The following is an 11880-nucleotide window of genomic DNA, read 5'->3' as shown; positions in this document are numbered from 1 at the left end:
CCGGAGCGGAAGCGTCAGCGGCTTGAGCCTTCTGAGCGGAAGCTTCTACTTTCTTGGCGGTGTGCTTCTTGGCAGCCTTTTTGTGAGCCTTCTTGGCCGGAGCGGAAGCGTCAGCGGCTTGAGCCTTCTGAGCGGAAGCTTCTACTTTCTTCTCGCCTTTCTTGGCGTGATGAATCTTGGTGGCCTTCTTCGGGCTGCTGGCTTCAGCCTTGGCAGCCGGAGCGGAGGCGGTAGTAGCGGCAAAACCAGCGGCGGAGCTCAGGCCGAAAGCAGCAGACAGAACCAGCAGGGTCAGTTTTTTCATGGTGCATTCTCCAATTCAGTGAGGAGTGTTCTTTCCGAGACACCGGAGTGGTGTTTCCATGAGTCGTATCGTAGCGATGCCCTGTCTCGCCGTCTGTGAGTGCTCTGTAAGGACGTGTAACAACACGTACAAAGCGTTTTCAAGGCACTGCTACGCCCGAACATCCATCACTGAAGGCCGCCCTAACGCAGCCTTTTCGCCCGCACCACCTGATAGACGCCGCCAAACAGCGTTTCCTTGCGCCATTCAAAACATGCCGCCTCGCGGGCATAGTCGCGGATTTCCTTGCGCCACAGCGCTTCGGCAAACGGCTCCAGTACACGATTCACCCATTTGAGCAGCCAGCCTATGGGTTGCCAGGCGGCCGGACCGTGGTAATCGACGAACAATGCCTCGCTGCCCACTGGCACTTGATCCAGCATGTTGTCGACGATGGCGTGTTTGAGATCGTCCGGCACTTCGTGCAGCATAAAAAAGCTGCACACCAGATCCACTGGCTGCGGCATGCGGAAGTGCGCGGCATCGGCGCGCACGACGCTAGCCTGGGGATAATCCCGCAACTTGGCCGCGCCATGCTCCACTTGTACCGGCGTGATGTCGGTCAAAACGAAATGGCCGCTTCGGCCAACCTTGTCGGCGGCCCTTTGCACCAGGTCGCCGTAAACATGCGCTACCTGCCATACCGTCATGCCGGGACGGATGGCGTCCAGATAACGGCGCATCAGTCGCTGGTCATTGAGGAACAACAGGGTGCTGACCACCAGATTGCGGTCCAGCAAGGCGGCGCGGCGGGGATTGACGTAGGCCCAGTCATAGACCTCGGTCATGTAATCGGGAACGCCCTCGTAGTAAGGGTCGCAAGGCAGGGGTGGGTGGTTCTGGCTCATGACGGCACCTGATTCGCATGCAAAAACATTACTTTAGCAATTGCTAATATGTTTTCGTTTGAGCCAAGCCAAACAATCTTCAATCACGTCAGTATGATAGCGGCCCGTCCCCGGTACGGGGCGGGCGACATCTTCCGCGTCGCGCCTTGATCCTGCCCGCTTCACACCCTTCCACAGACTCGAAAGACAAACATCAGGTAAAACTGTCGTCAGCAAGACTGACAAAACACCGGCAACAGGCCGCAGGCCACCGGATGTTCAGTCCGCCAGCGTCAACACCACGGGCGTATGGTCCGACGGGCGCTCCCACTTGCGCGGGGTCTTGTCGATCACGCAAGCCTGGGCGCGGGCTTTCAACTCGTCGGTAATGAGAATGTGGTCGATGCGCACGCCCAGGTTGCGGCGGAACATCATGGCGCGATAGTCCCACCAGCTGAACTGTTTCTCTTCCTGATTGAACAGGCGGAAGCTGTCGGTCAGCCCCAATCCTTGCAGGCGGCGGAAGGCCTCGCGCTCCGGCGTGCTGCACAATACTTGCTCGCGCCAGCCCTCCGGATCGTACAAGTCGCGGTCTTCCGGCGCGATGTTGTAGTCGCCCAGCAAGGCCAGTCGCGGGTGACGGGTCAGCTCATCGGCCACATAGGCTTCCATGCGCGCCAACCATTCCAGTTTGTAAGCATATTTGGGCGAATCCACACTTTCGCCGTTGACGAAGTAAGCGCAAATCACGCGCACGCCATTGATGGTGGCGGCAATAACCCGGCGCTGCGGGTCGTCATAGCCCGGGATGCCCGCCACCACGTCTTCCAACTGATAAGCAGCCGGCGTCAGGATGGCCACGCCGTTGTAGGTTTTCTGGCCGAACCATGCCGCGCGGTAACCCGCCGCCTCGATCTCCGCCAGCGGGAAGGCGTCCTGATCCATCTTCAGCTCTTGCAGGCAAAGCGCGTCCACCGGGCTGTCCGCCAGCCACTGCAATACTTGCGGCAGACGTACCTTGAGAGAGTTGACGTTCCAGGTGGCTAATTTCATGTGTTCGGCTCCAGACAAAAAACAGGGCCGTCCTAGCGGACGGCCCTGCAGGATAGCATAAGCGCCCCCAGCATTTAGCGGCGACAGGCGGCGAACATGTCCAGTTCCTTGTTGTACACCGCGGTCTGAACGCCCATCAGGCCCAGTACGGAGTGGAACAGGTTGTCGTGTGAGTACGGCTGCGCCTTGCGCGCTTCGAGGCAGGATTGATTGAGACCCACATCCTGGCGGAAACCGTCGGAGAACCACATCATGGCACCCACATGTTTTTGCGCTTCCGGCGCCAGCATATACGGCGTGCCGTGCAGGTAGAGACCATTCTCGCCCAGCGACTCGCCATGATCGGACATATAGATCATGCCGGTGTTGAAACGTTGCTGATTGGCGCGCAGGAAGTCGATGACGCCCGACAACACCGTATCGGTATAAAGGATGGCGTTGTCAAAACCGTTGACGATCTGCTCCTTCGGGCAACGGGACAATTCGCTGGTCTGGCAGACCGGCTTGAACTTCTCGAAGGCCGGCGGGTAGCGCTTGTAATAGGCCGGACCGTGGTTGCCCATCTGATGCAACACTAACACCACGTCCTTGTCGCTCTTGTCGATCACCTCCTGCGCGTTCTTCAGCAGGATTTCGTCCCAGCACTCCCCGGTGACGCACAGCTTGTCATCCTTGCTGACCGTCATGTCCTCCAGCGTTACCCGGTTGCACACGTCCTTGCAGCCGGACTGATTGTCGCGCCACACCACGTTGAGACCGGCGCGCTTGAGTATGTCCAGCAGGTTTTCCTGCCGCGCGGCCTTGTCGCCGGAGTAATTCTCCCGCGTCATGCCGGAGAACATGCAGGGCACTGAGACAGCAGTTTCCGTGCCGCAGGAGTGCACATTGGGCAGATTGATCAGCCCCTGCTGCGCGGATAGTTTCGGATTGTTGTCGCGCGGGTAGCCATTGAGCTGGAAATGATCGGCGCGCGCGGTTTCACCCACCACGATGACGAACACCGTCTTGCGTTTATGCGCATTCCAGGCTGGGTCGCGCTTGGCGTCCTCGCCATAAGGCCCCACGACAATGGGGCCGCTGTTGTAGTGATCCTGATAGTAGCCATTGACCGCCTGGATATAGTTGAACGGGGTCAGGTAATGGCGCAGTTGGCGGTTATTGCGGAACAGCGAAGCAAAATCCTGATAGGCGAGGAAGGCAATGCCGAACAACACCGCAGCCGACACCAGCAAGGTCAGCAAGCGCACGCCGGTTTCTTTCAGCGGCGAGCGCCAGACGATGCGTGCTTTCCACAGCAGGGCCAGCGGCAGCGCCCCCAGCAACAGGCCGAACAACGCCATTTTCCAAGTGAGTAGATCGCGCACTTCGCGGCTGTCGGTCTGCACCGCGTTTTGCACCATGTGCGTGTCGATCATCACCCCGTACTGGTTCATGAAATAGGCGATGAAGGCCGTAACGACCAGCAGTACGGCCAGCACCGGTTTTACCAGGTAGGGCCAGGTAAACAGCGTCAGCACCAGATTGTAGAAGGCCACAACCAAGAAGAACGACTCCACCAGCAGCTTGACGCCGTGGCTGTCCAGCGGACCGACGATGCGCAGCATCTCTCGCCAGAACGGCACGTTGTAAAACACGACCAGCAGCAACGACACCAGCAGCGTCAGACGCTCCGGCCTAATGGAAAAAGTGGGCAGCATGGTGGTTGATGATCCCCTGGAAACCTGTTCACAATCTCGCGCATCTGCGCAAGCAAGGCGAGCCGGCCGCGGCTCTTGTCGAACGCGGCCGGCTTCGCACGACTTTTTGCACCGGGGCCATCATGCGCTTGTCCCCGATACGGTTTGTTGTCAGTCCCGCCCTTGCGCGGTCATCGCCTGTTAAACGCACGGGCGGCAACGGGGTTGACCCCGGGCGGATGCCATCTTACCCGAGAAAACATGACCGCGAATGGCAAGAGGATGACAGCGCATGACAGGGTCTGTTCCCGCAGGGGCTGAGATGGGAAAACAACAGTTAATTTGATCAAATTTGCCAGTCTTAGAGTTTGCGGCCTAGAATGGTTGCGTCTTCATCACCGGAGTAAGCAATTGAATCGCAAACACAAGCTTGATCGCATCGATAGTCGTTTCAACCCGCAGCAAGAACCGCTGTGCCCCACCAAGAACCCCAACCGCTCTACCCTGCTGCCGCTGGCGACGCCTTTTTCGCTGCGCACGCCGAGCTTCCATCAGCGTCACCGCCTGACTCCCCGCACACCGGAAGGCCAGGAACCGTCCCGCTGACACGGTTTTAGTGAAATGGCGATTCCGCCCGCAAAGCACGAGGCGTCATCTCACTGAAAGTCACCGCACCAACACCGCCGCTTCGCCGGCGGTGTTGCCTTTTTCAGCGCCATGATCATAAAAAAGGCCCCCGAAAATCGGGGGCCGAAATAGACACAGTATCAATGTCGCTAGGAGCATGGATAAGCGTCTGGCTCGCTTGCTGCTCTAGGAGATAACCCGTTGAGCAAAAAATTAGAGATCGCGCCGGCTGGGCTAGTTCCCGCCAGCGCGCTTTTTTTTGCGCGCCGGACGCTGGCAGGTCAGGCCGTCGCTTCCACCATGCCCGAATGACGCAACAGCGCGTCGATCTGCGGATCGCGGCCGCGGAAGGCGCGGAAAGACTCCAGCGCGCTGCGGCTGCCGCCCACCGCCAGCACCTCGTCCCAGAAGCGCTTGCCGGTGTCGGTGTTGGCGCCGCCGGCTTCTTCGAAGGCGGCGTAGGCGTCGGCGGACAGCACTTCCGCCCACTTATAGCTGTAATAACCAGCGGCGTAGCCGCCGGCAAAAATATGGCTGAAGCTGTTGGGGAAGCGGTTGTAGGCCGGCGGGAAATTCACCGCCACCTCGCGACGCACTTCGTCCAGCAGCGCCAGCCAGTCGCCCTTGGCGGTGTCAAAGCCGGTGTAGAGCAGCATGTCGAACAGGGCGAACTCCAGTTGGCGCACGGTAATCATGCCGCTCTGGAAGTTCTTGGCCGCCAGCATCTTGTCGAACAGCGCGCGCGGCAACGGCTCGCCGCTGTCGGCATGGGCGGTCATGCCTTGCAGCACATCCCACTCCCAGCAGAAGTTTTCCATGAACTGGCTGGGCAGCTCCACGGCATCCCATTCCACGCCATTGATGCCGGATACGCCCAACTCGTCCACACGGGTGAGCATGTGATGCAGACCATGGCCGAATTCGTGGAACAGCGTGATGACTTCATCGTGAGTGAACAGCGCCGGCTTGTCGCCCACCGGCCGCGTGAAATTGCAGGTGAGGTAGGCCACCGGCGTTTGCAGCGTTTCGCCCTTTTGACGACGGCCGCGCGCGTCGTCCATCCAGGCGCCCGGACGCTTGCCTTCTCGGGAGTACAGATCCAGATAGAAGCTGCCCACCAGCGCACCATCCTTGAGGATGTCGTAGAAGCGCACGTCCTCGTGCCACACCGGCGCGCCGCTGGCTTGCACGTTGACGCCGTACAGGCGATTGACCACGCCAAACAACCCTTCCAGCACGCGTGGTTCGGGGAAGTACTGCTTCACTTCCTGCTCGGAGAAGGCGTAGCGAGCCTCGCGCAGCTTTTCTGCGGCATAGGTCACATCCCAGGCTTCCAGTTGGGCGATGCCCAGTTCTTTGGCCGCGTAGGCTTCCAGTTCGGCGCGGTCTTTCTGCGCGAACGGCTTGGCGCGGCGGGCCAGGTCGCGCAGGAAATCGATGACCTGCTGCGGGCTTTCGGCCATTTTGGTGTACAGCGACAGTTCGGCGAAGTTGGCGAAGCCCAGCAGCTGCGCCTCCTCCCGCGTCAGCTGCAGCTTCTCGCGGATGATGGCGGTGTTGTCCTGTTCGGCCGGGCCGAACTCCGACGCGCGTTTGGCGTAGGCGTCGTACAGCGTGCGACGCAGTTCGCGGTTGTGGGCGTACTGCATCACCGGGAAATAGAAGGGAAACTGCAAGGTGATCTTGTAACCGGTTTTGCCGTCCGCTTCGGCGGCGGCGGCAAACAGGGCCAGCGAGTCTTCCGGCACGCCGTCCAGCTCGGCCGCATTGTCGATGAACAGGCTGAAGGCGTCGGTGGCGTCCATCACGTTCTGTTCAAAACGGGCAGACAGCTCGGCAAGGCGGCTCTGGATATCGGCGTAGCGGGCTTTCTCCGCTTCGGGCAACTCCGCGCCGGACAGGCGGAAGTCGCGCAGGTCGTTCTCTATGATCTTTTTGCGGGCCACGCCGTAGGCGGCGTAAGCGGGGGCGGCGGCCAGCGCCTTGAAGCGTTGGTACAGGGCCAGGTTTTGTCCCATTTCGGTCCAAAACTCGGAAATCGGCGCGATATTGGCGTTGTATGCGTCGCGCAGCTGCGGCGTATTGACCACGGCGTTGAGGTGGCCCACCACGCCCCAGGCGCGCGACAGGCGCTCGGTGGCGTCGGTCAGCGGGTCGACAAAGCTTTCCCATTGCGGGGTGTCGTGTTGCGCCGTCAATTGCGCCACCGCCTTGCGGGCTTCGGCCAACAGTTCGGCGATGGCCGGACTGATGTGCTCGGGCGTGATGTCGGCAAAACGCGGCAGGCCGGAAAAATCGAGAAGCGGGTTCTGGCTCATGGGTGCTTATCCTGTGCGGTTGGCAAGGGCCGGCGGCCGTTCTGGCGGGCCGCGAGGCTATGATGGGCGGGGCTTCCCTGTATGATGGGACATTCTGCTGGTTTTCTAGATGAGGACGTTCTGATGAATCGCAATATCCGCCCCTACGATGGCGCATCCCCCGTCATTCACGACAGCTGCTATGTCGACCCCGCCGCCGTGGTCATCGGCGATGTGACGCTGGAGGCTGGCGCCTCGGTGTGGCCGTGCGCGGTGATCCGTGGCGACGTGAACAGCATCCGCATCGGCGAGGGCAGCAACATCCAGGATTTTGCCATGTTGCACGTCACGCACAAGCGCGACAGCGATCCGGCCGGCGCGCCGCTGATCATCGGCAAACATGTCACCATCGGCCATCACGTCACCCTGCACGGCTGCGTCATCGGCGATGAAGTGCTGGTGGGTATAGGCACCATCGTGCTGGACCGCGTCGTCATCGAGGACCGCGTGCTGATCGGCGCGGGCAGCCTGGTGCCGCCAGGCAAGCGACTGGAATCCGGCTATCTCTACCTGGGCAACCCGGTCAAACAGGTGCGCCCGCTCACCGAGAGCGAGCTGGCCTACTTCAAATACTCCGCCGAACACTATCTGCGGGTGGCCGACAAACATAAACCCAATCTTGATGCGTAAGAACAGCATGCGGGCCAGCAGCTTGGCACATCATGCCAAAGCATGAGTTTATCTTGTTTAAATTGCTTGATTTACAACGCTGTTTTCAATAAATCATGACCCATGTCATGTCACGGGAACGTCATAAGCGGCTACTAGACTGCGCGGTATGAATCACCGCAGGAAAGCCGTGCAAAGATGTCCCTGACCAAGCGTTTGTGGCTGACCGTGCTGTTTACCCTCGCCAGTCTGGTACTGGTAATGGGCATCACCGGTCAGCAATTATTTTCCCTCACCGCCCGTATCGATCAATACCGCGATAGCCAGCAACTGGCGGCCGACCTCTATCAATACAAGGCCAGCGTGCTGTCGCTGTCCCGCGCCGACCCCATGCAGGCGGACACCGCCGCCAACCTGAAAGCCGTACAGGCGCAGGTAAGCCGACTGACGCCGGCCATCGTTGCGGCGCTGCCCGCCGATCAGTCTGCCCGTTTCCGCGACAACAGCAGCCAGCTGTGGCAAGGCTATGCGCGCAATCTGGAAAGCGCGCTGAAAATTGCCGAGACCGCGCCGCAAGACGCCCTGTCCATTCCGGAGCAGGCCTACCAGCAATACCTTGTGCCGCTCTCCGCCCTGCTCGATCTGCAACTGAAGCAAGCCTCGACAGCGCAGACCGCCCAGCAAGCCCGTCTGCGCGGCACCCTCGCCGGCCTGGCCTGGTTCATTCTTGGCCCGCTGGTAGTGGCCAGTCTTGCCGTGACGCTGATCCAGCTGGCGCTGGCGCGCCGCTTGAAGCAGCAGCTCAACGCCATGGGCAGGGCCATCGACAGCCTGGGCGAAGGCAATCTCGCCATCCGCCTGCCGCAACAGGGCAAGGACGAACTGGCGCAGATGGCGGCGCGCATCAATCGCTTCCTGGACCGCCTGTCCGACCTGCTCTCCAGCGTGCATGAGCACGCCGGCCGCAATCTTCGCGACTCGCAGCAGCTGAAACTGATCACCACCCAGGCCGCCGACGCCAGCCGGCAGCAAACCGGCAAGGCCAATCTGAGCAATGACGCCGCCGCCCGCATCGCCGAACAGGCCAGCAGCGTGGCGGACGATCTTGCCCAAGCGGAAGGCGACGCGCGGGAGGCCATTGCGCGCACTCGTCACGCGCGCAGCCTGGGTCAGGAAAACGCCGCCGCCATGGCCGAGCTGGCCACGCGCATTGCCGACGCCCGCACGCAGATGCAGGAGCTGAACCAGTCAGTGGCCGATATCGCCAACATCAGCACGCTGATTCGCGACGTGGCCGACCAGACCAATCTGCTGGCGCTCAACGCCGCCATCGAAGCAGCTCGCGCCGGGGAACAAGGCCGCGGCTTCGCCGTGGTGGCCGACGAGGTGCGCAAACTGTCCGAGCGCACCGCCAGCGCCACCTCGGGCATCTTCGACTGCCTGCAAAAAGTGGAACAGGCCAAGGGCGCGCTGGCGGGCGCCATCGACACCGCCGGCGACGCCAGCCAGCAAAGCCAGTCGTCGCAGCGCACCTTAGCCGAAGCGCTGGACGCGGTGGACGGCAGCCTGCGGCAGCTGGACGCACTGATGGGCCGGCTGGGCGAAACCCGGCAGCAGCAGAGCGAGGCAGGCAACAACATCCAGCAGCATGGTTTCGAGCTGGCTCACCTGGCAGTGCACATCGACGAGCAGATGCAGCAGGCGCACCCGGTGATGCAGCAGCTGGCGGAATCCGCGCGCGGCCTGCACCAGGCTCTCAGCTGGTTCCGACTGGACCATCGGCCCGGCTAAGGGCCGCCGCTTCGGCCGCGTCGGCCTCCACGACTGCAGGCGCCAGCGCCGGGGCGCGCTCAGGCCGCAACAAGCCGGCCGCCCCACCCCCTGTCATACAAGCGTCATCTTCCCGTCATGGCTTTGCCGTAGCGTGTTGGCTTTCCCGTCGCCGGATCTGTCGTCATGTCCCTCGTCAACCGCCTCTGGCTCACCATCGCGCTTACCGTGCTGAGCCTGGTGCTGGTCCTGTCGCTGACAGGCTTCCAGCTGTACTCGCTGGGCCAGCAGTTTGCCCAGTACCGCGAACAGCAAGCCTTGTCGGCCGACCTCAATCAACTGAAGGCATCGGTGCTGGCGCTCTCGCGCGCCGACCCGCTGATGGTGAGCACCGCCGACCAGCTGGCGGCCGCTGGCGAGCAAGTGCGCCAGCTGAAGGCCAGCATCCTGCCCGCCCTGCCTGCCGATCAGCGCAGCAGCTTTGAACAGGCGCTGACGCACAACTGGGCGGAGTTTTCCCGCCAGATGCGCAGCGCGCTGAAAATTGCCGAAAGCTCGCCGGAGGATGCGCTGAACATTCCCGACGAAGCCTACAAGATCAGCATCCTGCCCCTGATCGAACGCATTGATCAGCAACTGGATACCCAGCGCACCGGCCTGCGGCAAGTGGAGTCGGACATGGGTGCCACCATCGGCCGGCTGCTGGTGGCCATCCTCACGCCGCTTATCATTGCCGGCAGCGTGGTGGTGCTGTTGCAACTGGCCACCGCCCGCGCCCTGAAAGAGCGCATCCTGCGCATGTGTAAGGCTGCGGACCAGATTGCCGCCGGCAATACCTCGGTGCGCTTGCCCGCCGACGGCGCGGACGAGCTGTCCGGCGCGGCCCGCCATGTGAACCAGGCGCTGGAAAAGCTGTTGGATGTGATGCAGGAGGTGCATGAGTCGGCACTGCACAGCGAGGGCCACAGCCGCAAGGTGCTGGAGCTGAGCACCCGGGTAGTGGAACAGGCCGGTCAGCAGATCCGCTATAGCGAACAGAGCAGCCAGGTGGTGATCTTGCTGTCGAGGTTGGCCGAAGACATTCTGCGCCAGACCCGGCGCGAGGTGCTGCCGGACAGCGAGATGGCCTTCTGGCTGCCGGCGCGGCTGGAGGAAACGCTGTCGGAGATGAAGCGGCTGGAGGGCGCCATTCGCGATATCGGCCAGCTGGGCGACCGCATCCGCGACACCGCCGAGGCAAACAGCGTGCTGGCGCACGAAGCGGCGCAGGAAGCCACCAAGGTGCGCCGCATGACCGACAAGGAGCTGATTTTCTTCCGCCGCTCCGACGAGCACTATCAGCGACTGAACGACCAACACCGGGACAAGGTCAGCAAACTGGCGCGGCAGGACGGCCCGGTCACTACCGCGCCAGAAACCGCCTCCGGACAGGCGCAGGCCTGATACGGCCAACCCCATGCAAAAGCCGCGCACTGTAAGCAGTGTGCGGCTTTTTTACTGGCGAGCCGTCGGCAGCGACGGCGGCGTCAGACAGATTTACAGCACGGCCAGCGCGGCTTCGTAATCCGGTTCCTGCGCGATTTCAGCCACCAGTTCGCTGTGCAACACGGTGTTGTCGGCGTCCAGCACCACTACGGCGCGAGCGGTCAGACCCGCCAGCGGGCCGCTGGCCAACTTCACACCCCAAGCTTCGGCAAACGCCGGGCTGCGGAAGGTGGACAGGTTCACCACGTTTTCGATGCCTTCGGCGCCGCAGAAACGCTTCTGCGCAAAAGGCAAGTCGGCGGATACGCATAGCACCACGGCATCAGCCTTGCCGGCGGCCTTTTCATTGAACTTGCGCACCGAGGTGGCGCAGGTGGGAGTATCCACGCTGGGGAAAATGTTGAGGATTTTTTTCTTGCCGGCGTAGTTGTCCAGCGTCACATCGGCCAGATCGCCATTGGTCAGGCTCAGAGCCGGCGCTTTGCCGCCCTTTGCGGGCAGCGCGCCCGCTACGTCTACCGGATTGCCTTTGAGAGTCACGGTTGCCATATCGGTTTCCTGTCGGCTGTGGCGCAGGCTGCGGCCGGCGCCGGTTGGTGGGTGTCCACTCAGTGTGGGGCCTGCCGTCGGGAAATCAACCCTGACAACAGCAGGGGCGGCACGCCGGCCTTCGGCCAGGCTTGTCCGCGCCCTTATGCCGGCCAGACCGTCAATCCGGCAGGCTCAGCCCCAGCTCGGCCAGCACTTCCCGCGCGCTGCGGAAAGCCTCCACCGCCGCCGGCGCGCCGGCGTACACCGCGCTGTGCAACAGCACTTCGCGTATCTCCACCAGCGTCGCGCCGTTGTTCACCGCGCCGCGAATATGGCCTTTCAGCTCGGTGCTGCGCCCCAGCGCGGCCAGCATGGCGCAGGTGACCAGGCTGCGGGTTTTCAGATCGATGCCCTCGCGCTGCCAGGTACTGCCCCATGCGTGCTCGTTGAGCCAGTCCTGCAACGGCGCGGAAAAGCCGTCCAGATTGCCCATGGCCTTGTCCACAAAGGCCTGCCCCATCACTTGCGCGCGCCGGGCCATGCCGGCGGACTTGTCCTGCTCGCTCATGCTTTCTCCTTGCCTAATCGGCGGCGCGGGCCGC

11 protein-coding genes are annotated in these 11880 nt (G+C 62.1%); 4 read left to right on the top strand and 7 right to left on the bottom strand.

Features of this window, described 5'->3' with window-relative positions; all coding sequences use genetic code 11:
• The 4 genes from Q0P52_RS10965 to Q0P52_RS10950 all read right to left on the bottom strand — a co-directional run.
• On the bottom strand, positions 1-304 hold a 304-nt coding region (locus Q0P52_RS10965), incomplete at its 3' end, for a hypothetical protein (protein WP_293813712.1).
• Positions 305-486: 182 nt separating this feature from the next.
• Positions 487-1191, bottom strand: a complete 705-nt coding sequence (rquA, locus tag Q0P52_RS10960) for a rhodoquinone biosynthesis methyltransferase RquA (RefSeq protein ID WP_293813711.1) — start codon at positions 1189-1191, stop codon at positions 487-489.
• Between the two features lie 258 nt (positions 1192-1449).
• Positions 1450-2223 (bottom strand): exodeoxyribonuclease III, encoded by a 774-nt coding sequence (xth, locus tag Q0P52_RS10955; protein WP_293761825.1) that lies wholly within the window; start codon positions 2221-2223, stop codon positions 1450-1452.
• A 74-nt stretch (positions 2224-2297) separates the two neighbouring features.
• Positions 2298-3920, bottom strand: a complete 1623-nt coding sequence (locus tag Q0P52_RS10950) for a phosphoethanolamine--lipid A transferase (RefSeq protein WP_293761823.1) — start codon at positions 3918-3920, stop codon at positions 2298-2300.
• A gap of 390 nt (positions 3921-4310) precedes the next feature.
• On the opposite strand from Q0P52_RS10950, the gene Q0P52_RS10945 reads away from it, so the two are divergent.
• A complete protein-coding gene (locus Q0P52_RS10945) occupies positions 4311-4505 on the top strand; it encodes a hypothetical protein (RefSeq protein WP_293761821.1) in 195 nt (64 codons plus the stop codon).
• A gap of 302 nt (positions 4506-4807) precedes the next feature.
• Here Q0P52_RS10945 and Q0P52_RS10940 read toward each other — a convergent pair whose 3' ends face one another.
• Positions 4808-6844: a M3 family metallopeptidase gene (locus Q0P52_RS10940; RefSeq protein WP_293761819.1), complete on the bottom strand. Its 2037-nt coding sequence runs from the start codon at positions 6842-6844 to the stop codon at positions 4808-4810.
• 123 nt (positions 6845-6967) lie between these two features.
• On the opposite strand from Q0P52_RS10940, the gene Q0P52_RS10935 reads away from it, so the two are divergent.
• From Q0P52_RS10935 to Q0P52_RS10925, 3 genes are all read left to right on the top strand, one after another.
• The gene (locus tag Q0P52_RS10935) at positions 6968-7513 is read left to right on the top strand and encodes a gamma carbonic anhydrase family protein (RefSeq protein WP_293761817.1); all 546 of its coding nucleotides are present in this window, start codon (positions 6968-6970) and stop codon (positions 7511-7513) included.
• A gap of 177 nt (positions 7514-7690) precedes the next feature.
• Entirely contained in the window at positions 7691-9283 is a 1593-nt protein-coding gene (locus tag Q0P52_RS10930; protein ID WP_293761815.1) for a methyl-accepting chemotaxis protein, read from the top strand.
• A 165-nt stretch (positions 9284-9448) separates the two neighbouring features.
• A complete protein-coding gene (locus Q0P52_RS10925; RefSeq protein ID WP_293761813.1) occupies positions 9449-10705 on the top strand; it encodes a methyl-accepting chemotaxis protein in 1257 nt (418 codons plus the stop codon).
• Between the two features lie 93 nt (positions 10706-10798).
• On the opposite strand, the gene tpx is transcribed toward Q0P52_RS10925, so the two are convergent.
• Together tpx and Q0P52_RS10915 are read right to left on the bottom strand one after the other, a co-directional pair.
• Entirely contained in the window at positions 10799-11296 is a 498-nt protein-coding gene (tpx, locus tag Q0P52_RS10920; RefSeq protein WP_293761811.1) for a thiol peroxidase, read from the bottom strand.
• A gap of 160 nt (positions 11297-11456) precedes the next feature.
• Positions 11457-11846, bottom strand: coding sequence for a carboxymuconolactone decarboxylase family protein (locus tag Q0P52_RS10915; RefSeq protein ID WP_293761809.1), 390 nt, complete (start codon positions 11844-11846; stop codon positions 11457-11459).
• Between the last annotated feature and the right edge of the window lie 34 nt (positions 11847-11880).

The organism is uncultured Aquitalea sp. (assembly GCF_945957525.1).
Lineage (GTDB): Bacteria > Pseudomonadota > Gammaproteobacteria > Burkholderiales > Chromobacteriaceae > Aquitalea.
This window is presented reverse-complemented; position numbering and strand designations above follow the sequence as displayed.